The following is a 23,766-nucleotide window of genomic DNA, read 5'->3' as shown; positions in this document are numbered from 1 at the left end:
CAGACTTTCTCTGTCGTTGTCTCGCCGTAAAAGCGAGCAGCGGCATCCCGTGCATGTCCCGTCCTGGGCCATGGCTAGACGTCCTTCTCATCGACGCTGAACAGAGCGTGGTTTCGACTTTATTGTCGTGATCGCAGCCCTATCGACACGCCTGTCTTTTCTGACCGGCGCGCCAAGCCTTGCCGTGCCGGTTTTTCCGGCGGACGAGGCGCGGCCGTACCTGCTTGACGGTTTCCCGGCTGACCACAGGGGCAACAGCCATGAAACTTACGCTCAAGGAATTTTTCGCAGGCTTCCTGCGCACTCGCCACATCGCCCGGCACTTTCGTCGCCTGGCGTTGCTGGAATCGATCAACGACACCACGGTCAGCCGTGAAGTCCCACCCACTCTGGCCAACACTCTGGTCGATGCCGCGCATTGCGACAGCGGTGTGCTGCTGTCGTCATTGGGCACGCATTCCGATGGCCTCACCGATTTCGAAGTCGATGCGCTGCGTGCGCAATATGGCCTCAACGAAGTCGAACACGAGCAGCCGCTGCCATGGTGGATTCACCTGTGGCACTGCTACAAAAACCCGTTCAACCTGCTGCTGACCCTGTTGGCGGTGATCTCGTGGCTGACCGAAGACCTCAAGGCAGCCGTGGTGATTTTCTCCATGGTGGTGCTGTCGACGCTGCTGCGCTTCTGGCAGGAAAGCAAATCCAACCAGGCCGCCGACGCACTCAAAGCCATGGTCAGCAACACCGCCACCGTGATGCGCCGTGACGCGCCACGCAGCGAATTGCCGATCAAACAACTGGTGCCGGGCGATCTGATCGTGCTTTCGGCCGGTGACATGATTCCTGCCGATTGCCGCGTGCTCAGCGCCAAGGATCTGTTCGTCAGCCAAGCTGCAATGACCGGCGAATCGATGCCGGTGGAGAAGTTTCCGCGTCAGGCTGATCGCGACACGCGCAATCCGCTGGAGCTGGACAACATCCTGTTCATGGGCACCAACGTGGTGTCCGGCACTGCGGTGGCGGTGATTCTCACCACCGGCAACAGCACCTATTTCGGTGCGCTGGCCCAACGTGTTGGCGCAACCGATCGCGCGGTCACTTCGTTCCAGCAAGGCGTCAACAAAGTCAGCTGGCTGTTGATCCGTTTCATGTTCGTCATGGCGCCGCTGGTGCTGTTCATCAACGGTTTCACCAAGGGTGACTGGACGGAAGCACTGCTGTTCGCGCTGTCGATTGCTGTCGGCCTGACCCCGGAAATGCTGCCGATGATCGTTACCTCGACGCTGGCCAAAGGCGCGGTGTTTCTGTCACGGAAAAAAGTCATCGTCAAACGCCTCGATGCGATCCAGAACTTCGGCGCGATGGACGTGCTGTGCACCGACAAGACCGGCACGCTGACGCAGGACAAGATCTTCCTCGCGCGTAATGTCGACGTCTGGGGCGCCGATTCCGATGACGTGCTGGAAATGGCCTACCTCAACAGCTACTACCAGACCGGCCTGAAAAACCTGCTGGATGTCGCGGTGCTGGAACACGTGGAAATCCACCGCGAACTGAAAGTCGGCACAGCGTTTCGCAAGGTCGATGAGATCCCGTTCGACTTCAATCGTCGGCGCATGTCGGTGGTGGTCGAAGGGCGCGGCCAGCCGCATCAGCTGATCTGCAAAGGCGCGGTGGAAGAAGTGCTGGCGGTGTGCAGCCGCGTGCGTCACGGCGAGGTCGATGAAGCCTTGAGCGATGAATTGCTGACCAAGATTCGTCAGGTCACCGCAGCATTCAACGCTGAAGGCTTGCGCGTGGTGGCCGTGGCCGCTCGCTCGATGCCCGAAGGTCGCGAAATTTACAGCCTGGCCGATGAGCAAGAACTGACGCTGATTGGTTACGTGGCGTTCCTCGATCCACCGAAGGAAAGCACTGCACCAGCGCTGAAAGCCTTGGCCGAACATGGCGTGGCAGTGAAAGTGCTGACCGGCGACAACGAACTGGTGACTGCGAAGATCTGCCGTGAAGTCGGCCTCGCGCAACAAGGCTTGCTGCTGGGCAACGACGTTGAACGCATGAGCGATGCCGAACTGGCGGTGGCCGTAGAGACCACCAATGTCTTTGCCAAACTGACGCCGTCGCACAAGGAGCGCATCGTGCGCATCCTTAAAGGCAACGGCCACGTGGTCGGTTTCATGGGCGACGGCATCAACGACGCGCCAGCCCTGCGCACCGCCGACATCGGTATTTCCGTGGACAGCGCGGTGGACATCGCCAAAGAAGCGGCCGACATCATCTTGCTGGAAAAGAGCCTGATGGTGCTGGAGGAGGGCGTGCTCGAAGGGCGGCGCACCTTCGCCAACATGCTCAAGTACATCAAGATGACCGCCAGCTCCAACTTCGGCAACGTGTTCTCGGTGCTGGTCGCCAGTGCGTTTATTCCGTTCCTGCCAATGCTGCCGATGCACCTGTTGGTGCAGAACCTGCTCTACGACATTTCGCAGATCGCCATTCCGTTCGATAACGTCGACGAGGAAATGCTCAAAAAACCACAACGCTGGCAGCCGGGCGACGTCGGGCGCTTCATGCTGTTTTTCGGCCCGATCAGCTCGATCTTTGACATCACCACGTTCGCCTTGATGTGGTACGTCTTCGATGCCAACACCCCGGATCACCAGACGCTGTTCCAGTCCGGCTGGTTCGTGGTCGGGTTGCTGACCCAGACGCTGATCGTGCACATGATCCGCACGCCAAAGATTCCGTTCCTGCAAAGCCGTGCCGCCACGCCGCTGCTGGTGATGACCGGAATCATCATGGCGGTCGGCATCTTCCTGCCGATGGGGCCGCTGGCGCACTACTTCAAATTGCAGGCGCTGCCGTCGCTGTACTTCGTGTTCCTGCCGGTGATCCTGCTGGCGTACATGGCGCTGACCCAAGCGGTGAAAGGCTTCTACATCCGCCGCTTCGGCTGGCAATAACAGCAACACCAACACCGTTCCCCTGTGGGAGCGAGCCTGCTCGCGAAGGCGTCATGTCAGTGCCATGCATGTTGGCTGACACACCGCTTTCGCGAGCAGGCTCGCTCCCACAGGGGGGATTTGTGTGTATTCAGGGAGATGACGATGCAAGCCATCAACAACCTCAACCTCGATTCACTGCTAGACACCCTCGTCAGCCTCAGCGCCGCGTTCATCCTCGGTGGCCTGATCGGCTTCGAACGCCAGTACCGGCAACGCACCGCCGGCCTGCGCACCAACGTGCTGGTCGCCGTCGGCGCAGCGATTTTCGTCGACATGGCCAACCGTCTCGCCGGCGCTGAAGGCGCGGTGCGTGTGGTCGCTTACGTGGTCTCCGGCATCGGTTTTCTCGGCGCCGGGGTGATCATGCGTGAAGAGGGCAACGTGCGCGGCCTCAACACCGCCGCCACCCTGTGGACGTCTGCGGCAGTGGGCGCCTGCGCCGGCGCCGACCTGCTCGCCGAAGCCGTGCTCGGCACGCTGTTTATCCTCGCTGCGAATACCTTGCTGCGGCCGATCGTCAACAACATCAACCGCCAGCCGCTGGACGTGGTGTCGGCGGAAGTCACCAACATCGTCTACGTTATCGCCCGGCGTTCGCAGCAAACGGCGGTGTTCGCTTTACTCGAAGCTGAACTGGAACGCAGTAATTACCCGGCCAGTGATGTCGACGTGCATGCCTTCGGTGCGGACGAAATCGAGATCGAAGCGACATTGGCGACAACGTCGGTGGACGGCGATGAGCTGGATGCACTGGTCGCGCGGATCTCGACGTCAGCGTTGGTGGTGCAGGCGTTCTGGAGTCCGAGTACCACCGAATAGCGGCACTTTGTTGGCGCCGGCCTGGCGTGGCCGAGCGCGTGAATCAAGGAATTACCGCCAGTCTTTTTAGGACCCGTCCTACAGAATCTTCCGTTTGGCCTCCGTAGGCTTGCATTCATTTGAAGCCGTTTAACCCGTGAGGTTTACGATGAACAACAAAGCCCTGCGCATTCTGATCGCCGATCCGCAACATTTTCACCGCATGAAAATCGAGCGTGCATTCAATGGCCTCGGCTACTACCGCGTGGCTCCGGTGCAGAGCCTGGTCGACCTGCTGACCCTGGTCGATTACGGCTGCGAACCCTTTGATGTCGTGGTGATCAACGCTGAAATGGCCGCTGGCTCACTGGATCTGCTGGGGTTTTTCCTCGATAACCCGCATGTTCGCCACGCCTTGATCTACAACGAACCTACTGTGCCATCAGGGGCGATTCCGGGTTTTGCGCAGGATAATGTGCAGATCAGCCATTGCGTGCTGCCGAATGCGCGAATGATCGAGCAGTTGGCGGCGCTGGCCGATGCGCCAAAACCTGGAGCCTGCGCTGACTTGATGCGTGTTCCAGCGTTGAAGCGTCAGGCTTAGACACAAATATTCAATGGCCGCAACTGTCAGACCTGACAGGTAGATTCGCCGTCGTTCCCGTGCAACAGTCTTTGCGCAGCCACCCTGTCCGCTCAACACGACAGCGGGGCGCCATTGTCATGTCTGGCTATCGGGAGTGTTCATGAAGTCGGAATCAGCGCTGATCGTCGACGATCATCCGGTGGTGTGCGCGGCCATCAAAATTGTGCTGAAAAGTGAAGGTTTCAATGAAGTACAGGAAACCTCAAGCGGTCTTGAGGTGCTGGCGATGATTCGCCAGCACCAGCCGGATCTGGTGATACTCGACCTTAATTTGCCCGGCCTGGATGGACTTGAAGTACTGGCAAGGATCAAGGCTAACAATCTCGACTGCCGGGTGCTGGTCTTCACATCGCGAGATGCGCGTTTTTATCAGGATCGGTGCCTGCGCGCCGGCGCCATGGCGTTTGTACCCAAGACCAATCAGCTGGAACAGTTGCATAAAGCGATTCAGGCGTTGCGGGCCGGATACACCTATTTCAAGGCACTTCCCGATCAATTCAGGCCCTCAAACAACCTGCAACTTACCGAGAAACAGCAGATTGACCAGCTCTCGGACCGCGAACTGAGCATCTGCGTAAAACTCGCACAGGGCCAAACCAACAAAGCCATCGCCGAAGACATGCACCTGAGCCACAAGACTGTCAGCACCTACAAAACCCGCTTGATGACAAAACTCGACGTCGGCTCTGCCGTTCGCTTACGTGACTTCGCCAAGCGTAATCACCTGATCTGAGAGGCCGCAGATGCGCATAGGCCGCTGGGTTCTAATCCTGTTGTCGGCGTGGGGGCTAATGGCATCGGCCGAGACCGCGCCCACGACGCTGGAGATCCTCACGCGAACCCGGCTGGAGAATGTTCAAGTACGGCTCGACGGCACCGACCGGCAATGGCTGCGCCAGCACCCTGTATTGCGCATGGGCATTTCCGGGCCGGACTACCCGCCGTTCGAATTGACCCGCAACCACCATCAACTGGAAGGGCTCAGCGCCGATTACGCTGATCTGCTCGCGCAACTGCTGAATATGCGTGTCGAAGTGCTGCGTTACGCCAATCGGGAAGCGGCCATTACCGCGCTCAAACGGGGCGAGCTGGATGTACTCGGCACCTCGAACAATTTTGAACTGGCTGACCCTGAACTGGTGCTGTCTCGCGCATACGCCGAAGATCAGCCGATGCTGGTGACCCGGCTCGGAGAAGCGCCGCTGGCCGATCTTGTCGGCAAACGCCTGGCCATGGCCGAAGATTATTTGCCACTGGCGACCGTGCAGGGCTTTTATCCACAGACGCATATTCAGCTTTACCACTCGGCCATGGACGCGCTCGGCGCCGTGGCGTTCGGCAGGGACGATTCGTACCTCGGCGACGTCATCAGCGCCAACTACCTGATCAACACCAATTACCGCAACGACGTGCAACTGGCCGGGCCGTCCGGGCTGGATGCCAACCCGTTCGGCTTCGCGCTGCGCCGCACGGATGCGCGATTGAAGCGAATCATCGACAAGGCACTGGCCGCGATTCCCCTGCATCAACGGCAGATCATCGAGCAACGCTGGAGCGCCGGGCGCGCGGAAATGGCCGAGCAGTCGCAAGTACGCCTTAGTGCTAAAGAACAGCGCTGGCTCGACCAGCATCCGCTTGTGCGGGTCGGCGTTATCGATGATTTTGCGCCGCTGTCGTTTTTTGATTCCAAGGGTCGCCTCAGCGGGCTCGCGGCGCCGTTGTTGAATCTGATCAGTCAGCGCAGCGGCCTGACGTTCGAGGTGGTGCGCGGACGATCGCTGGATAAACAGATCGAGCAACTCAAGGCTGGCGAACTCGATGTGCTGCCAGTGGTGACGCCGAGCAGCGAGCGTGAAGCCGAATTGCGCTTTACCCGAGCGTATCTGAGCAATCCGTTCGTGCTGGTCACGGCAGCAGGTGTGGACAGCCCGCGCAGCCTCGATGATCTGGCCGGCAAACGCCTGGCGATTTATCGCGGGCATCCGTTGCGTGGGTATTTGCTCGAGCATGCACCGCAAGTGAAGTTGGTCGAGGTGCCCAGCCCGGCGGCGGGCATGGACATGATCGGTAAAGGCCAGGCAGACGCGACCCTGAGTTCGTTGCTGGTGGCGCGTTATCTGATCGCCCGTCATTACCGTGAGCGCGTGCGCATTGTCACCACAGTCGGTGATCAACCCGCCAGAATCGCCTTGGCTACGGTGCCGCAGGCGGCTGAGCTTCAGTCGATTCTGAACAAGGCATTGCTGAGCATCGCACCGCAGGAAATCGATGAACTGGTCGGCCGCTGGAGCCATGACATGGTGGTCGATGACAGCTATTGGCTGCGTCATCGCGGGGAAATTCTGCGCGGCTTTATCGGTGCGGCGGTGTTGCTGTTATTGGCGCTGGCGTGGATCGGTTTTCAGCGCCGGCAGATCCGTCAACGTCAGCAATGGTTGCAGCAATTGCAGGAGGCCAAGGACGTGGCCGACGATGCCAATCGCGCGAAAACCACGTTTCTGGCGACCATGAGTCATGAAATCCGCACGCCGATGAACGCCTTGATCGGCATGCTTGAACTGGCGCTGAAACGTGCGGAGGAGGGCGTGACTGATCGCTTGGCGATTCAGGTCGCATCCAGTGCCGGGCAGCAATTGCTGGCGCTGATTGGCGACATTCTTGATATTGCGCGGATTGAATCGGGGCATTTGTCGCTGGCGCCCGAACGCGCGAACCTGCGTGAGCTGGTGGGGTCGGTGTGCCGAGTGTTTGAAGGGTTGGCGCGACAGAAACGCTTGCTCTGGCACCTTGATCTAGAGGCTGGCAGCGACGTTGATGTGCTGATTGATCCGACGCGGTTCAAGCAGGTGCTGTCCAATCTGCTAAGCAATGCGATCAAGTTCACCGAGACCGGCGAAGTGAGTTTGCAACTGCGCGTGAATGCTTTGGAGGCCGGACAACTGGCGGTCTGCGTGATTATCGAAGACAGCGGCATTGGCATCAGCCCTGAAGACAGGCAGCGTTTGTTCAGTCCATTTGTGCAGGCCGGCAATGACCCGCATGCGGCGCGCAGTGGTTCGGGGTTGGGCTTGGTCATCAGTCGCAGCCTGTGCGAAATGATGGGCGGCGAGTTGCAACTCGAGAGCAAACCCGGCGTCGGCACGCGAGTCACCGTTCGCCTTGAGGTGGCGTTGCTGGAAGCGCTCGAACAAAACCATGCGCCCACGCCAATCGCCTCCGAACCCGTGCAATCGCTGAGCATTCTGGTGGTGGACGATCACCCGGTGAACCGCTTGTTGCTGTGTTGGCAACTCAGTGAGTTGGGGCACCGGACGGTCGACACTGAAGACGGCGAGCAGGGCTTGAAACTGTGGCGCGAGCAACCTTTTGACGTGCTCATCACCGACTGCAACATGCCCCGGCGCAGCGGTTATGAACTGGCGCGCGCGATTCGTCAGGACGAAGCGCTCGCAGGTGTCGGTCGACGTTTGATTATTGGTTTTACGGCCAATGCGCTGGTCGAGGAAAGAGCCCGTTGCCTCGCAGCGGGCATGGACGATTGCCTGTTCAAACCGATTCGTTTGCACGATCTGAGTGTGGCGTTGAGCGGTGCCAGCCACATTGAGCCAGGTATCGAGCGATCAGAGAATCCGCCGCTGGCTGAGTTCGACCTCAGCGCACTGGAGCAGTTGGCGGGGAATAACCGCGCCCTCATCGCACACCTGCGTATAGAAGTACTGAACAGCCTGCACGCCGATTTGCTGCGCCTCGACGATCTGTTGCAAACACCTGACCGTGGCGGGTTGCGCGATCTGGCCCATCACATCAAGGGCGGTGCACAAATGGTCGGCGCCGCGCGCGTGGTGTCGGCGTGTACCGACCTCGAACACGCCTGCCGCGATGCTGAAAGCGCAACGCTAGGCGTGAGCGCCAGTGCATTGCGCGAGGCCATGCAAGGTCTCGCGCAACGGCTTCAGGCCTGAGCGATCAGTCCCAGATTGGCGCAATGCCTTTCGGACTGGTTAGACGGTGGCCACGATCCAGCGTGGCGATTTGCGCCATGTCGGCATCGTTCAGCTTGAGGGCGGTGGCGCCGAGGTTGCTTTGCAGGTTGGCGCGCTTGGTCGACGACGGAATCACCGCGTAACCCGATTGCATGGCCCAGGCCAGCGTGACTTGTGCCGGAGTGGCTTGCAGGCGTGCAGCGATCTGCTCGATCACCGGATCCTTCAAGACTTCGCCGTAAGCGAGGGTCATGTACGAGGTGATGTGAATGCCCTGGCGTTTGGCGAACTCAGCCACCGCGCGGTTTTGCAGGTACGGGTGCAGTTCGATCTGGTTGGTGGCGATATTGTCGGCGCCGACGGCTTTGATGGCTTGCTTCATCAGGTCGATGGTGAAGTTGGACACGCCGATCTGCCGGGTCAGGCCCAGACGTTTGGCTTCCAGCAGAGCGCCCATGAATTCTTCGACGGGCACTTGGTCTTCCGGCGATGGCCAGTGGATCAGCGTCAGGTCGAGGTAGTCAGTTTGCAGTTTTTGCAGGCTCTCTTTGAGGCTGTCGATCAGGCGATCTTTGGCGAAGTTGGCGATCCAAATTTTGCTGGTGATGAACAGGTCTTCGCGGGGGATGCCGCTGGCGGCGATGGCTTGGCCGACGTCGGCTTCGTTTTCATAAATTTGCGCGGTGTCGATGACGCGGTAACCGAGTTCGAGGGCGGTGCTCACCGAGTCAATGACCACCTGGCCTTGCAGGCGAAAGGTACCGAGGCCGAAAGCGGGAACAGACATGAAGGACTCCAAGGGATGCAGTGGGGATGGGGTCGAGTATCCGCGTGTGCATCCTTGAGAAAAACCGCTGCCGGGGCAAAGCAGTGTTGAGCAGAAGTCATGAATCACATTTGAGTTTTGTGTTGTCTGGACTGGCCTCTTCGCGAGCAAGCTCGCTCCCACAGGATTTGGGGGTGTACACAACATTCATTACCAACATAAATCCCTGTGGGAGCGAGCTTGCTCGCGAAGCGCGCTCCGCCGATTCACGCAATGTCGCTACGCGCAAATTCCTCGCCGAGAAAATCAATCAACGTCCGCACCGACGGCAACAACCCCCGCCGCGACGGAAAGATCGCATGCACCACCCCACACTTCGGTGCCCACCCCGGAATCAACTCCACCACGCGCCCGGCGGCAATGTCCTCGCGCACCACCACACTCGGCAAATGCGCCACGCCGACCCCGGCAATCACTGCCTGACGTAACGCAATCAAATCATCAGTAACCATGCGCGGCGTGTGCCGGATCAGCGCCGTGTTGCCATTCGGCCCGAGCAATTCCCACTGATACTCACGCTGCGCCGCGCCCCAATGCAGGCTCGGCAAACCGTTGAGGTCAGCGGGCGAGGGCGGTGACGACAGGCGTTCAACAAACTGCGGACTGCCCACCACCGATTGCATGCTGTTGCCCAGCACCTTCATCACCATGTCGGTGTTTTCCAGTGGCGGAAAGCGCACGCGCAGAGCGATATCGAAACCTTCGTGAATCAGGTCGACGCGACGATTGGTGCTCTCGATGAACAACTCAACCAGCGGATACTTGAGCATGTAGCGCGTGAGCATCGGCCCGACCCACGAGTTGAGCAGCGCCGTCGGGCAACTCAGGCGCACCAGCCCTTGCGGCTCGGAGCGGTTGCGTTCGATCAGTTCGGCGGCGCTTTCGGCTTCGATGCGCATGGCCAGACAACGCTGGTAATAAGCCTGGCCGATTTCAGTCAGCGAACAATGGCGGCTGGTGCGGTGCAGCAGGCGTACGCCGAGGCGTTCTTCCAGCTCGGCAATGCGCCGGCTGAGCTTCGATTTGGGCATGTCCAGCGCACGCCCGGCGGCGGCGAATCCATGGTGTTCGACTACTTGGGTGAAGTAGTAAAGGGTGTTGAGGTCTTCCACCATCGTTCTCCAGATAGAACGCTAAGGCTGATTTTTGCAGTCTAGTGCATTAATGGTCATGGATTTAAGCTTAATCCATCGCATCACTCACCCCAATTGGAGACAACCATGAAAAACATCATCGGTATCTACACCAGCCCACGCGGCCATTGGGTCGGCGATGGTTTCCCGGTTCGCACGCTGTTTTCCTACGACAACCTGGGCAAACACATCAGCCCGTTCCTGCTGCTCGATCACGCCGGCCCTGCCGATTTCACGCCGACGACCGAACGTCGTGGCGTTGGTCAGCATCCGCACCGTGGTTTCGAAACGGTGACTATCGTTTATGACGGTGAAGTGCAGCACCGCGATTCGACCGGTAGTGGCGGCGTCATCGGCCCGGGCGATGTGCAATGGATGACGGCGGCGTCCGGGATCCTCCACGAGGAGTTTCACTCGGATGACTTCGCCAAAACCGGCGGCAAACTGGAAATGGTGCAGCTGTGGGTCAACCTGCCGGCCAAGGACAAAATGGCCGCGCCGGGCTACCAGACTATTCTCGACAGCGACATCCCGAGCATCGCGCTCAAGGACAACGCCGGCAGCCTGCGCCTGATCGCCGGTGAGTTCGATGGCCACACCGGCCCGTCGCGCACGTTCACGCCAATCGACGTGTGGGATCTGCGTCTGAACGCCGGCAAGTTGCTGACGCTGGATCTGCACGAAGGCCGCAACACCGCGCTGGTGGTATTGAAAGGCTCGGTGCAGGTCAACGGTGTGGAATCGGTGCGCGAAGGGCAGTTGGCGCTGTTCGAACGTGATGGCAAGCAGCTGACCCTCGAAGCCAGCCAAGACGCGGTGGTGTTGTTGCTCAGCGGCGAACCGATCGACGAACCGATCGTCGGCCACGGCCCGTTCGTGATGAACACCGAGCAGGAAATCCACCAGGCCTTCGCCGACTTCCAGTCCGGCCGCTTCGGCCAGATGCACGCTTAACGCACAACCACTCCGCTCTACACAGGACGCGTAGGCCGGTTCGAAGGCCAGGGATGGCTGTTGCCTAAAGAAAAGAGGACACGCACATGAACACTGTCAATGCCGCGAACTTCGACGGCCAGAAACCGACCATCGATGCCAGCGACGCAGCCATGCTGCTGATCGACCACCAGAGCGGTCTGTTCCAGATCGTCAAGGACATGGACGTGCCGCAACTGCGCGCCAACGCCGTAGCGCTGGCGAAAGCGGCGACCCTGCTGAAGATGCCGGTGATCACCACCGCCTCCGTGCCGCAAGGGCCGAACGGGCCGTTGATTCCGGAAATTCACGAAGCCGCGCCGCATGCGCAATACGTGGCGCGCAAGGGCGAAATCAACGCGTGGGATAACCCGGAGTTTCACGCGGCAGTCAAAGCCACTGGCAAGAAAACGTTGGTGATCGCCGGCACGCTAACCAGCGTCTGCCTGGCGTTCCCGTCCATCGCTGCCGTGCACGAAGGCTACAAGGTCTTTGCCGTGGTCGATGCGTCCGGTAATCACTCCAAACTGGCCACTGATCTGACAGTTGCCCGTTTGGCCCAGGCCGGGGTGGTGCCGATCGACATCATGGCTACGCTTTCCGAGCTGCAAGGCTCGTGGAACCGTCCCGATGCCGAGCAGTGGGCGGCCGTCTACGCCCAGGCCATGCCGCATTATCAATTGCTGATCGAGAGCTACCTCAAGGCTCAGCAAGTCGCGAACGAACACGAAGTGCTGGATTCCCAGCGCTGATCGAGTCTCCTGAGGCCGGCCCCCGTCGGCCTCTACACCCCGCGAGGATTACTGCAATGACCACTCAATACAAACGTCTGGACAAGAACAACGCTGCGGTGCTGCTGGTCGATCACCAGGCCGGGCTGCTGTCGCTGGTGCGCGATATCGATCCGGACAAATTCAAGAACAACGTGCTGGCGCTGGCCGATCTGGCCAAGTACTTCAAACTGCCGACAATCCTCACCACCAGTTTCGAAACCGGCCCCAACGGCCCGCTGGTGCCTGAGTTGAAAGCGCTGTTTCCGGATGCGCCGTACATCGCTCGTCCAGGCCAGATCAACGCTTGGGATAACGAAGATTTCGTCAAGGCGATCAAGGCGACGGGCAAGAAGCAACTGATCATTGCTGGCGTGGTGACCGAGGTCTGCGTGGCGTTCCCGGCGCTGTCGGCGATAGAGGAAGGTTTTGATGTGTTCGTGGTCACCGATGCCTCGGGCACGTTCAACGAATTGACCCGCGAATCGGCGTGGAATCGTATGTCCAGCGCGGGTGCGCAGTTGATGACCTGGTTCGGTCTGGCCTGCGAGCTGCACCGCGACTGGCGCAACGACGTTGAAGGGCTGGGCACGCTGTTCTCCAACCACATCCCGGACTACCGCAACCTGTTCACCAGCTATAACAGCCTGACCAACGATAAATAACCCGCGCCACCCGCAAACCTTGTAGGAGCCGAGCTTGCTCGCGAAAGCGGTAGACCAGTCAAAGCTGGATTGGCTGACCCACCGCCTTCGCGAGCAAGCTCGGCTCCTACAGGGTTTTGTGGGTTTTTTGCGGGTGTGTTCATGCTGTGAAATCAATTGCTCCTACACTCTCCCCAATCTGTGCGATCTTCTCGCGATTGGCCCCCGTCGGAGTTGTTTGATGCTGTCTCTGCTGACCGAACATCCGTTGTTTTGCGCGTTGGTCCTGATCCTCCTTGATCTCGGTCTGTGGCGCCTGATCAGTTCCCGTGGCAGCGAGTGGAAACTGCTGGTGCGCGTGCTGATTTTTACCCTGTTCAGCATCTTGCTGTTCAACGAAGGCCTCAACCCGATGGAGCCCGCGCCGTGGGTCGACAACGTGCCGCTGCACCTGGCGGCGACCGGGTTGCAGATTGGCTGGTGGCTGTTTGGCGCGCGCACCCTGACGGTGTTGATCGGCGCGGTGATGATGCAACGGGTCGGCCACACCGGGCGGTTGTTGCAGGATTTGCTCGGCGCCGTAATTTTCCTTATCGCGATTATCGCGGCGCTGGCCTACGTGCTGGATCTGCCGGTCAAAGGCGTGCTGGCGACGTCCGGCGCCTTGGCGATCATCGTCGGCCTGGCCCTGCAGAGCACGCTCAGCGATGTGTTCTCCGGGATCGTCCTCAACACCACCAAGCCTTATCAACTGGATGACTGGATTTCCATCGACGGCACCGAAGGTCGGGTCACCGATATCGATTGGCGTGCCACGCGCCTGCAAACCAGTCAGGGCAGCATGGCGGTGATACCCAACTCGCTGGCAGCCAAGGCGAAGATCATCAACTTCAGTCGGCCGAGCAATATGTTCGGCGTCGCGGTCAGCGTGCAGGTCAGCCCGCATGCGCGGCCCAGTTCAGTGATCGAATCGCTGGAGCGGGCGATGCAGGGCTGTCGGCAATTGCTCGACAACCCGGCGCCGAGTGTCGCGCTGAAAAGCTCCGGCAGCAGTGGCGCGGATTACGAGATCAGCGGTTTCGTCGCGTCGATGGGCGAGAAACGCGTGGTGCGCAATCAGCTGTTTGATCTGGCGTACCGGCACTTGCAGGCGTCCGGGGTGAGTTTGCTGTCGAGCAATGAAACCGGTGCGCCGGCCAACCTGTCGCGGCCACGGGCATTGCTCGACAGTTCGCCGATCTTCTCGACGCTGCGTCAGGAAGAGAAAGAAACCTTCAGCCAGAACATGACCCTGCAAAATTTCCGCACTGGCGAGACGATCCTGGAGGCGGGGGAGGTCAGCGATCACTTGTTCATCATCGAGTCGGGCGTGGTCACAGTGACGCTGACCCGCCACGGCACGCCGTTCGAGTCAGGGCGCATGGGCCCGGGCGAAGTGATCGGCGAGGCGGGCATCCTTTCCGATTCCTCGGTGCCGGCCAAGTTTGCCGCGAAAACCTTCTGCGCCCTTTATCGCATCGAAAAGACTTACCTGAAGCCGTGTCTCGACGCTCGCCACGATATCAGCGATGCGATGAAAACCTTGCTCGATTATCGCCTGCACAAGGCGCAATCGCTGACCGAGGAAGCGCCGGTGGTGGTGGCGAAAAAAGGCTTCCTGCAATGGCTGCGCAGTCGCGCCTGAATGTTTTACGCGTAGGCGGCGAGTTTCTGTTCCAGGTGCGCGCGCACTTGCGGCCATTCGTCGTCGATGATGCTGAAACGCACCGAGTTGCGTTTGCGCCCGTCCGGCATGATCCGTTCATGACGGACGATACCTTCCTGCTGCGCGCCGAGACGCAGGATCGCCTGGCGTGATTTCTGATTGTTCTCGTCGGTGGTGAACTGCACACGCACGCAATCCAGCACTTCGAAGGCGTGGCCCAGCATCAGGTATTTGGCTTCGGTGTTGACGAAGGATTTCTGCCAGCTCGCCGAGATCCAGCTGCTGCCGATTTCCAGCTTGCGATTGATCGGATCGATCTTCCAGAAACGTGTTGAGCCGATCACCTCGCCGGTGTCCTTCAACACAATGACAAACGGCATCACCGTGCCGGCCTCGCGGCCGTCGAGGGCCTTTTTCAGATAGCTGTCGACGGTGCTGGCCGACGGCACAACGGTCACGGTGAGGTTCCACAATTCGCCGTCGGCAGCCGCATGGAGCAGGGCGGCGGCATCGGAGTACTCAAGCGGGCGCAGAAGGATGCGCTGGCCTTGCAGCGTGGTTGGCATGGGATTCAGGTCTCGGCAGAGCGGGCGAAGGGCGAGCGCCTATTACGCCGCAGCGGACGGATCCGATGCAACCGCTGCGATGTTCACGCGGTCACAATTTTCACAGCCCACGGGCAGGAGCCTCAGCCGATGAAAAACCTGCGGATCGCCACCTACAACGTCAACGGTTTACGCGCGCGTTTGCCGAATCTGCTGGACTGGCTCAAACGCGAGCAACCCGACATCGCCTGCTTGCAAGAACTCAAATCGGTCGATTCGGCATTCCCCGCCGCCGAGCTGGAAGCCGCCGGTTACGGGGCGATCTGGCAAGGTCAGGCGGCGTGGAATGGTGTGGCGATTCTTGCCCGAGATGCGCAGCCGCTGGAGAGCCGTCGCGGTTTACCGGGCGATCCCGACGACAAGCACAGCCGTTATCTGGAAGCGGCGGTGCACGGCGTGCTGGTCGGTTGCCTGTACCTGCCTAACGGCAATCCGCAGCCGGGGCCGAAATTCGATTACAAACTGGCGTGGTTCGAACGGTTGATCAGCTATGCGAAAGACCTGCAAAGCAGCGATCACCCGGTGGTGCTGGCCGGTGATTACAACGTCGTGCCCTCCGACATGGACATCTACAACACCCGCTCATGGCTCAAGGACGCGCTGCTGCAACCCGAGAGCCGCGAGTGTTATCAGCGTTTGCTCGATCAAGGCTGGACGGATTCGCTGCGGCATCTGTATCCCGAGGATCGCCTCTACACTTTCTGGGATTACTTCCGCCAACACTGGCAAACCAATTCCGGTTTGCGCATCGATCATCTGCTGCTCAACCCGGCATTAAATCCGTATCTGCACGAGGCCGGCGTAGACGCGTGGGTGCGCAATGAACCGCACGCCAGTGACCATGCGCCAACGTGGATTCGCATCGGCTCACGCAAAAAGCGCTAGCAGGCGATTGGCGAAATCAATTGTCGAACTCAGTGGCTGATCCCGTATACATGGCGACCATCAACGCAGTGAACTGCGGCCCCATGCAAAAGGATTGAGCAATGAGCGAGCCACGCCTGACGAACCTGAAGCTGTACCTGCAACGCCTGGGTTTTGATGCACCGCCAGCGCCGACGCTGGAAAACTTGCGGCTGCTGCAATGGCGCCACACCGGGGTCTTTCCTTTCGAGAATCTGGCGACGATTACTGGCGCACCGGTGCTGATCGATTTGCCGTCCATTGAAGAAAAAATCCTGCTCGGCGGTCGCGGTGGCTACTGCTATGAGCTGAATAATCTGTTCTTCACCCTGCTGCTTGAGCTGGGCTTCGACGCTCGCGCCATCAGCGGCCGTGTGGTGATGAATCAGCCGGAAGGCAGCTGGACGGCGCGCACGCACCGCTTGAGTCTGGTCACGCTGGACGGTGTGCGCTACATCACCGACGTCGGTTTCGGCGGCATGGTGCCGACCGCGCCGCTGCTTCTCGATACCGAGGCAGAACAAATCACCCCGCACGAACCCTATCGCATCGACAAACAAGCCGATGGCTACATGCTGCAAGCCAACGTCGCCGGCGAGTGGCGGCCGATGTATCTGTTTGATCTACAGCGCCAGGAAGACATCGATTTCACCATCGGCAACTGGTATGTCTCGGCCCACCCCGACTCACCGTTTACTCAGCGCCTGATGGCGGCGCGTACCGGTGATGGCTGGCGCAAAACATTGAACAACGGCAGTTTCGCCCTTCATCGCATGGGCGCGAGCAGCGAGCGGCGCGAAATCACCGAGGTGGCGGCATTGATCGAACTGCTGGAGCAGGAATTCGGCATTCACCTGCCGGACGTGCCGCATACACGGCATTCCCTCGAACGAATGATCGTACCGGCCAAAGCCTAAGGCTTGGCATCCGGTTCCAGCACCCGGCGAATTTCCCCGGCCGCTGCCGACAATTTTTTCTCAAGACTCTTGAGGTCGGCGGCGGTAATGCCTTTGCTGAATTGCAGCGGATCGTCCTGGTCGTGCTTTTCGGCATCGAGCAAGGCATGGCGCAGCGTGTTGTTGATCACCGTCTGATAACCAAACCCCTCGTTCTCCGCCACCGTGCGTGCGGCGTCGATGACGGCATCGTCGAGCATGATGGTGATCCGGGTTTTGCCCTTGGTCGACGCCACAGCGCCGCGTTTGCCTTGGGAGAAGTCATATTCGTCTTTCATTGGTTAAATCTCTTTAACAAAATACTCAAAATCATTATGCATATTTAATATGCATAAAAAAGACCGCGACCGCACCGTCGGTCGCCATGAACACTTCAGCCTAGTGGGCGTTGGCGCAGATGCAGGCAGGGATGTGTTGCCGGATTTGTAGGTGTTGCGAGGCGCGGACTAGAAGCTTGGATGGCTACCTATCCATTTTGTGACTGACAAGTTGTATACAACTCTATGGACATTTGTCCTGAGTATTGAATACAGTGTGCGCATAACAAAAACCAGGGAACCCCCCACCATGAAAACGCCCCATGTTTCACACCAACGGCCCGAGGACGAAAATCTCGGGGTCGGCGCGAATATGGCTTACGGCCTGCAACATGTTCTGACCATGTACGGCGGTATCGTTGCGGTGCCACTGATCATCGGCCAGGCGGCCGGCCTGTCGCCGGCAGACATTGGTTTGTTGATTGCTGCTTCATTGTTTGCGGGGGGGCTGGCGACGCTGCTGCAAACCCTGGGTCTACCGTTTTTTGGCTGTCAGTTGCCGCTGGTACAGGGCGTGTCGTTCTCCGGCGTGGCGACCATGGTCGCAATCGTCAGCAGTGGCGGGGAGGGCGGCTTCCAGTCGGTGCTTGGCGCCGTCATTGCGGCATCGCTGATCGGCTTGCTGATCACGCCGGTGTTCTCGCGCATCACCAAGTTCTTCCCGCCATTGGTCACCGGTATCGTGATCACCACCATCGGCTTGACGCTGATGCCGGTGGCCGCACGCTGGGCGATGGGCGGCAACAGCCACGCGCCGGACTTCGGCAGCATGCAAAACATCGGTCTGGCGGCAGTGACGCTGGTGCTGGTGTTGCTGCTGAGCAAAGTCGGCAGCTCTACCATCTCGCGTCTGTCGATCCTGTTGGCCATGGTGATCGGTACGATATTGGCGGTGTTCCTCGGTATGGCGGATTTCTCCAACGTCACCACCGGGCCGATGTTCGGCTTCCCGACGCCGTTCCACTTCGGCATGCCGACCTTCCACTTCGCTGCGATCCTGTCGATGTGCATCGTGGTCATGGTGACGCTGGTGGAAACCTCGGCGGACATTCTGGCGGTCGGTGAAATCATCGGCACCAAGGTCGACTCCAAGCGTCTGGGCAACGGTCTGCGTGCGGACATGCTGTCGAGTATGTTTGCGCCGATCTTCGGTTCGTTCACCCAGAGCGCTTTCGCCCAGAACGTTGGTCTGGTGGCGGTCACCGGGATCAAGAGCCGTTATGTAGTGGCCACCGGCGGCGTGTTCCTGGTGATCCTTGGCTTGCTGCCGTTCATGGGTCGGGTTATCGCAGCGGTACCGACTTCGGTACTCGGCGGCGCCGGTATCGTGCTGTTCGGCACTGTGGCAGCGAGTGGTATTCGTACGCTGTCGAAGGTTGATTATCGCAACAACGTCAACCTGATCATCGTCGCCACCTCGATCGGTTTCGGCATGATCCCGATCGCCGCGCCGAACTTCTACGATCACTTCCCAAGCTGGTTTGCGACCATTTTCCACTCGGGCATCAGCTCGTCGGCGATCATGGCGATCCTGCTGAACCTGGCGTTCAACCATTTCACCACCGGCAACTCCGATCAACAGTCGGTGTTTGCGGCGGCGGAAGAGCGGACTCTGCGTTATCGCGATCTGGATGCGCTGCGCGAAGGCGATTACTTCAGCGACGGCAAACTGCATGATTGCGACGGCAATGAAGTGCCGGTGATCGAGCCGGATGATCACGACCACGGCCATGGCGCGCCGAAAGTGCAGGTGAAAAGCAGCGAGCATGTCTGACCGCTGTAGCTGAATGGAAAAGGGCCGATCTGTTAATCAGATCGGCCCTTTTTGTTTGAAGATCAAAAGATCGCAGCCTTCGGCAGCTCCTACATGAAAACACCTATCCCCTGTAGGAGCTGCCGAAGGCTGCGATCTTTTGATCTTTTGATCTTTTCGAACGCCCACAAAAAAGCCCCTGAATCTTTCGATTCAGGGGCTTTGCTATTTGGCTCCACAACCTGGACTCGAACCAGGGACCCAATGATTAACAGTCATTTGCTCTACCAACTGAGCTATTGCGGAATTGGTGCGTATGTTACTGATTCAAAAAGAGAAGTCAAGCGCCGATTGTGAAATTGAACGATTTGCCGGGATGAATGGTGGTTTGTCAGCGATTGGCGGTTACCAGATTCTCGCCAGAGGTCTACCATGGCCGCCCGGAAGTGGTAACACGCGCTACCGGCCATCCGCCGAAAAGGTACGCGCCATGCATCACATGATCTGTCAGTCCCGCAACAGCGAGGTGTTCGCATGAGCATCGCGCAAATCAGCCTGCCGAAAGGCGTCGGCCCTCACGCCGAAAAACTCCTCGATGCGATCACTCAGGCCGGCACCGCTGAAGAACTGAATCGCGCTGGCGGCAAAGCCGAAGGTTTTGTCCTCGGTCTGGAAAGCGCCAAGGCGATCAAGAGCCAGATCGCCGAATCGCTGTACGTCGCGTATGACGATGCCGCCAGTCAGCGCGCCACCGAATTGGCTTAACTGCCGAAGGTAATGGTGCCGAGCATCAGTTTGGCGTAAGCCGCCGTGGCTGCCAGTTGCACCAGCCACAGCACCAGACCGCCAAGAAACACCCCGGCCGCCACTTGCAGCACCAGGCTTTTTTCGCGTTTGGCCGAGGCGCGGGGGATGAAATCATCCAGATCGTCACGGTCGGCGCGCAGGTTGTCGTTTTTCATTTGGTTTCTCGCAGAATTCGCAGGTTGACTCATAACCTGTAGGAGCAGAGCTTGCTCGCGAAGGCGTCTGGTCAGTCGCCATCATCACTGGCTGAACCACCGCTATCGCGAGCAAGCTTTGCTCCTACAATTTGGATTTGTGTGCAGTTTAGAGGGAATGTTGCATTCCTTCGGACAAATAAAAAACGGGAAGCCCCAAGGCTTCCCGTTTTTCATCACGCAGCGTTATCAGATGACCTGAACGATCGCGTCCGTTACAGCCTTGATGTTGCTCTGGTTCAGCGCGGCCACACAGATACGGCCGGTATCCAGTGCGTAAATGCCGAACTCGTTTCGCAGGCGATGCACTTGTTCAGTGGTCAGGCCCGAGTAGGAGAACATGCCGCGCTGACGACCCACAAAGCTGAAGTCGCGGCCCGGGGCTTTCTCGGCCAGCAGGGCAACCATCTGCTCACGCATGCCGCGAATGCGCTGACGCATTTCCGCCAGTTCCGCTTCCCACTGTGCACGCAGTTCCGGGCTGTTCAACACCGCAGCGACGATGCTTGCACCGTGGGTCGGCGGGTTGGAGTAGTTGGTGCGGATCACGCGTTTGACTTGCGACAGCACGCGCGCGCTTTCTTCTTTCGATTCGCTGATGATCGACAGTGCGCCAACGCGCTCGCCGTACAGCGAGAACGACTTGGAGAACGAGCTCGAGACGAAGAAAGTCAGGCCGGATTCAGCGAACAGGCGCACAGCGGCGGCGTCTTCGTCGATACCGTCGCCAAAACCCTGGTACGCCATGTCGAGGAACGGCACGTGACCTTTGGCTTTAACCACTTCCAGCACGTTGCTCCAGTCCGCCGGGGTCAGGTCGACGCCGGTCGGGTTGTGGCAGCAAGCGTGGAGGATAACGATCGAGCCGTTCGGCAGGGCGTTGAGGTCTTCGAGCATGCCGGCACGGTTAACGTCGTGGGTGGCAGCGTCGTAGTAACGGTAGTTCTGCACCGGGAAACCGGCGGTTTCGAACAGCGCGCGGTGGTTTTCCCAGCTCGGGTCGCTGATCGCCACGACGGCGTTCGGCAGCAGTTGCTTGAGGAAGTCAGCACCGATTTTCAGGGCGCCAGTACCGCCGACGGCCTGAGTGGTGATGACGCGACCGGCGCTGATCAGCGGCGAGTCATTGCCGAACAGCAGTTTCTGCACGGCCTGGTCGTAGGCAGCGATGCCATCGATCGGCAGGTAACCGCGCGAAGCGTGTTGAGCGACGCGAATCGTCTCGGCTTCAATAACGGCGCGCAGAAGTGGAATTCGCCCCTCTTCGTTGCAGTAAACGCCAACGCCCAGGTTGACCTTGGTGGTCCGGGTATCGGCGTTGAATGCTTCGTTGAGGCCCAGGATTGGATCGCGGGGTGCCATTTCGACAGCGGAGAACAGGCTCATTATTACGGCGGCTCTGAATGGATAGTGGAGGGACGTGTGGCGCTCCAGCCGAATGCACTAGAGCGGTGCACAAACGGGGAGCTAGTATAGAGGCCATTTGCGAGCAATGGCGACAGGCGATTCGGCTTTTCAGGTAAGTTTTTGCGATTATTTCTTGACCGTTAGTCGATTGGCCGTGTCAGAGACTTTACCGGATGTAGGACGTTTGCCTTGAAAGCAGAGGCAATCGCCACCACATTGAGCACAATCCAGGTTTTTTCTTGCGCGACACCGGTCGTTTGCGGTTGTCCCCGTGGTGCTCCGCTTTGCGCGGAACGCCGCGATCCCAGAGGTGTATATGTCCGAATTCCAGCTCGTCACTCGCTTTGAGCCCGCCGGCGACCAGCCGGAAGCCATCCGCCAATTGGTCGAGGGTATCGAAGCCGGGCTGGCGCACCAGACGCTGCTCGGTGTGACCGGCTCGGGCAAGACCTTCAGCATCGCCAATGTCATCTCGCAGATTCAGCGTCCGACGCTGGTGCTGGCGCCGAACAAAACCCTCGCCGCGCAGTTATACGGCGAGTTCAAGGCGTTCTTCCCGAACAACGCCGTTGAATACTTCGTTTCCTACTATGACTACTACCAGCCCGAAGCCTATGTGCCGTCGTCCGACACCTTCATCGAGAAGGATGCGTCGATCAACGACCACATCGAGCAGATGCGCCTGTCCGCGACCAAAGCGTTGCTGGAGCGAAAAGACGCGATCATCGTCACCACGGTATCGTGCATCTACGGTCTCGGTAGCCCGGAAACCTATTTGAAAATGGTCTTGCACGTCGATCGCGGTGACAAACTCGATCAGCGCGCACTGCTGCGCCGTTTGGCCGATCTGCAATACACCCGCAACGATATGGATTTCGCCCGCGCGACCTTCCGTGTGCGCGGCGACGTGATCGACATTTACCCGGCGGAATCCGATCTGGAAGCGATCCGCATCGAGTTGTTCGATGACGAGGTCGAAAGCATTTCCGCGTTCGATCCGCTGACCGGCGAAGTCATCCGCAAAATGCCGCGCTTCACCTTCTATCCGAAGAGCCACTACGTGACGCCTCGGGAAACCCTGCTCGACGCCATCGAACACATCAAAGTTGAATTGCAGGAACGCCTCGAATACCTGCGCAGCAACAACAAACTGGTCGAGGCTCAGCGCCTTGAACAGCGCACCCGTTTCGACCTGGAGATGATCCTCGAACTGGGTTACTGCAACGGTATCGAAAACTACTCGCGCTATCTGTCCGGACGTCCGGCCGGTGCCGCGCCGCCAACCCTTTATGATTATCTGCCGGCGGATGCCTTGCTGGTGATCGACGAATCCCACGTCAGCGTGCCGCAGGTTGGCGCGATGTATAAGGGCGACCGTTCGCGTAAGGAAACCCTCGTCGAATATGGTTTCCGCCTACCGTCCGCACTGGATAACCGGCCGATGCGTTTCGATGAGTGGGAAGGGGTGAGCCCGCAGACCATTTTCGTTTCGGCGACGCCGGGCAACTACGAAGCCGAGCACGCCGGGCGCGTGGTCGAGCAACTGGTGCGTCCGACCGGGCTGGTCGATCCGCAGATTGAAGTGCGTCCGGCGCTGACGCAGGTCGACGATCTGCTGTCGGAAATCTCCAAGCGCGTAGCGATCGAAGAGCGCGTGCTGGTCACTACGCTGACCAAGCGCATGGCCGAAGACCTCACCGATTACCTTGCCGATCACGGCGTGCGCGTGCGTTATTTGCACTCGGACATCGACACGGTGGAGCGCGTCGAAATCATCCGCGATCTGCGCCTTGGTACGTTCGATGTGCTGGTCGGCATCAACCTTCTGCGTGAAGGTCTGGACATGCCGGAAGTGTCGCTGGTAGCGATTCTCGATGCGGACAAGGAAGGTTTCCTGCGTTCCGAGCGTTCACTGATCCAGACCATTGGCCGCGCGGCGCGGAACCTCAATGGTCGGGCGATTCTCTACGCCGACCGCATGACCGGTTCGATGGAGCGGGCGATTGGTGAAACCGAACGTCGTCGCGACAAGCAGATCGCGTTCAACCTGGAAAACGGCATCACCCCTAAAGGTGTGTTCAAGGATGTTGCCGACATCATGGAAGGCGCCACCGTGCCGGGCTCGCGCAGCAAGAAGCGCAAAGGCATGGCCAAGGCTGCCGAAGAAAACGCCAAGTACGAAGCCGAATTGCGTTCGCCGAGCGAGATCACCAAACGCATTCGCGCGCTGGAAGAGAAGATGTATCAGCTGGCGCGGGATCTGGAGTTTGAAGCGGCGGCGCAGATGCGCGATGAGATTGCCAAACTGCGCGAGCGGCTTTTGGCTGTTTGATCTTCATTGCCTG

21 protein-coding genes and 1 tRNA gene are annotated in these 23,766 nt (G+C 59.3%); 15 read left to right on the top strand and 7 right to left on the bottom strand.

Annotated features, from left to right (window positions below):
• Positions 1-260 precede the first annotated feature (260 nt).
• From mgtA to ACIP1X_RS06670, 5 genes are all read left to right on the top strand, one after another.
• Complete coding sequence (mgtA, locus tag ACIP1X_RS06690) at positions 261-2,960, top strand: magnesium-translocating P-type ATPase (protein WP_400750490.1); 2,700 nt, start codon at positions 261-263, stop codon at positions 2,958-2,960.
• 144 nt (positions 2,961-3,104) lie between these two features.
• Positions 3,105-3,821 (top strand): MgtC/SapB family protein, encoded by a 717-nt coding sequence (locus tag ACIP1X_RS06685; RefSeq protein WP_007913384.1) that lies wholly within the window; start codon positions 3,105-3,107, stop codon positions 3,819-3,821.
• A 148-nt stretch (positions 3,822-3,969) separates the two neighbouring features.
• A complete protein-coding gene (locus ACIP1X_RS06680) occupies positions 3,970-4,404 on the top strand; it encodes a chemotaxis protein CheY (protein ID WP_400750487.1) in 435 nt (144 codons plus the stop codon).
• A gap of 142 nt (positions 4,405-4,546) precedes the next feature.
• A complete protein-coding gene (locus ACIP1X_RS06675; protein WP_400750484.1) occupies positions 4,547-5,179 on the top strand; it encodes a response regulator in 633 nt (210 codons plus the stop codon).
• Between the two features lie 58 nt (positions 5,180-5,237).
• Positions 5,238-8,408 (top strand): transporter substrate-binding domain-containing protein, encoded by a 3,171-nt coding sequence (locus ACIP1X_RS06670; RefSeq protein ID WP_400750481.1) that lies wholly within the window; start codon positions 5,238-5,240, stop codon positions 8,406-8,408.
• Positions 8,409-8,412: 4 nt separating this feature from the next.
• Here ACIP1X_RS06670 and dkgB read toward each other — a convergent pair whose 3' ends face one another.
• Together dkgB and ACIP1X_RS06660 are read right to left on the bottom strand one after the other, a co-directional pair.
• Positions 8,413-9,216 (bottom strand): 2,5-didehydrogluconate reductase DkgB, encoded by an 804-nt coding sequence (gene dkgB, locus ACIP1X_RS06665; protein ID WP_400750480.1) that lies wholly within the window; start codon positions 9,214-9,216, stop codon positions 8,413-8,415.
• Between the two features lie 245 nt (positions 9,217-9,461).
• Positions 9,462-10,370 (bottom strand): LysR substrate-binding domain-containing protein, encoded by a 909-nt coding sequence (locus ACIP1X_RS06660; RefSeq protein WP_400750479.1) that lies wholly within the window; start codon positions 10,368-10,370, stop codon positions 9,462-9,464.
• Positions 10,371-10,475: 105 nt separating this feature from the next.
• Here ACIP1X_RS06660 and ACIP1X_RS06655 point away from each other — a divergent pair, with 105 nt between their 5' ends.
• From ACIP1X_RS06655 to ACIP1X_RS06640, 4 genes are all read left to right on the top strand, one after another.
• Entirely contained in the window at positions 10,476-11,342 is an 867-nt protein-coding gene (locus ACIP1X_RS06655) for a pirin family protein (protein WP_400750477.1), read from the top strand.
• Positions 11,343-11,428: 86 nt separating this feature from the next.
• Complete coding sequence (locus ACIP1X_RS06650; RefSeq protein ID WP_008084027.1) at positions 11,429-12,112, top strand: isochorismatase family protein; 684 nt, start codon at positions 11,429-11,431, stop codon at positions 12,110-12,112.
• 56 nt (positions 12,113-12,168) lie between these two features.
• Positions 12,169-12,795: an isochorismate family cysteine hydrolase YcaC gene (ycaC, locus tag ACIP1X_RS06645; protein ID WP_400750475.1), complete on the top strand. Its 627-nt coding sequence runs from the start codon at positions 12,169-12,171 to the stop codon at positions 12,793-12,795.
• Positions 12,796-13,015: 220 nt separating this feature from the next.
• Entirely contained in the window at positions 13,016-14,458 is a 1,443-nt protein-coding gene (locus ACIP1X_RS06640) for a mechanosensitive ion channel domain-containing protein (RefSeq protein WP_400750472.1), read from the top strand.
• A 5-nt stretch (positions 14,459-14,463) separates the two neighbouring features.
• On the opposite strand, the gene ACIP1X_RS06635 is transcribed toward ACIP1X_RS06640, so the two are convergent.
• Positions 14,464-15,045, bottom strand: coding sequence for a GNAT family N-acetyltransferase (locus tag ACIP1X_RS06635; RefSeq protein ID WP_400750470.1), 582 nt, complete (start codon positions 15,043-15,045; stop codon positions 14,464-14,466).
• A gap of 129 nt (positions 15,046-15,174) precedes the next feature.
• Between ACIP1X_RS06635 and xth the strand changes: the two genes are divergently transcribed.
• Positions 15,175-15,969, top strand: a complete 795-nt coding sequence (gene xth / locus ACIP1X_RS06630; RefSeq protein ID WP_400750468.1) for an exodeoxyribonuclease III — start codon at positions 15,175-15,177, stop codon at positions 15,967-15,969.
• Between the two features lie 101 nt (positions 15,970-16,070).
• Positions 16,071-16,904, top strand: coding sequence for an arylamine N-acetyltransferase (locus tag ACIP1X_RS06625; protein ID WP_282356662.1), 834 nt, complete (start codon positions 16,071-16,073; stop codon positions 16,902-16,904).
• Here the strand turns inward: ACIP1X_RS06625 and ACIP1X_RS06620 are convergent.
• Complete coding sequence (locus tag ACIP1X_RS06620; protein ID WP_212550448.1) at positions 16,901-17,221, bottom strand: BrnA antitoxin family protein; 321 nt, start codon at positions 17,219-17,221, stop codon at positions 16,901-16,903. The two genes, ACIP1X_RS06625 and ACIP1X_RS06620, sit on opposite strands and share 4 nt — an antisense overlap.
• Positions 17,222-17,510: 289 nt before the next feature.
• Here ACIP1X_RS06620 and ACIP1X_RS06615 point away from each other — a divergent pair, with 289 nt between their 5' ends.
• Positions 17,511-19,034, top strand: a complete 1,524-nt coding sequence (locus ACIP1X_RS06615) for a nucleobase:cation symporter-2 family protein (protein WP_158834750.1) — start codon at positions 17,511-17,513, stop codon at positions 19,032-19,034.
• A gap of 209 nt (positions 19,035-19,243) precedes the next feature.
• Here the strand turns inward: ACIP1X_RS06615 and ACIP1X_RS06610 are convergent.
• Positions 19,244-19,319 (bottom strand) — tRNA-Asn (locus ACIP1X_RS06610).
• Positions 19,320-19,329: 10 nt separating this feature from the next.
• On the opposite strand from ACIP1X_RS06610, the gene ACIP1X_RS06605 reads away from it, so the two are divergent.
• Positions 19,330-19,551, top strand: coding sequence for a hypothetical protein (locus tag ACIP1X_RS06605; RefSeq protein ID WP_212544444.1), 222 nt, complete (start codon positions 19,330-19,332; stop codon positions 19,549-19,551).
• Positions 19,548-19,778: a hypothetical protein gene (locus ACIP1X_RS06600; protein WP_028624759.1), complete on the top strand. Its 231-nt coding sequence runs from the start codon at positions 19,548-19,550 to the stop codon at positions 19,776-19,778. The genes ACIP1X_RS06605 and ACIP1X_RS06600 overlap by 4 nt, the downstream gene beginning before the upstream one ends.
• Here ACIP1X_RS06600 and ACIP1X_RS06595 read toward each other — a convergent pair.
• Complete coding sequence (locus ACIP1X_RS06595) at positions 19,775-19,975, bottom strand: hypothetical protein (RefSeq protein ID WP_053118898.1); 201 nt, start codon at positions 19,973-19,975, stop codon at positions 19,775-19,777. The genes ACIP1X_RS06600 and ACIP1X_RS06595 overlap by 4 nt on opposite strands.
• A gap of 228 nt (positions 19,976-20,203) precedes the next feature.
• Complete coding sequence (locus ACIP1X_RS06590) at positions 20,204-21,400, bottom strand: amino acid aminotransferase (RefSeq protein ID WP_400750463.1); 1,197 nt, start codon at positions 21,398-21,400, stop codon at positions 20,204-20,206.
• A gap of 337 nt (positions 21,401-21,737) precedes the next feature.
• On the opposite strand from ACIP1X_RS06590, the gene uvrB reads away from it, so the two are divergent.
• Entirely contained in the window at positions 21,738-23,753 is a 2,016-nt protein-coding gene (gene uvrB, locus ACIP1X_RS06585; RefSeq protein WP_008083013.1) for an excinuclease ABC subunit UvrB, read from the top strand.
• Positions 23,754-23,766 lie beyond the last annotated feature (13 nt).

The organism is Pseudomonas sp. NPDC088885, from assembly GCF_044750025.1.
GTDB lineage: Bacteria > Pseudomonadota > Gammaproteobacteria > Pseudomonadales > Pseudomonadaceae > Aquipseudomonas > Aquipseudomonas rustica.
This window is presented reverse-complemented; position numbering and strand designations above follow the sequence as displayed.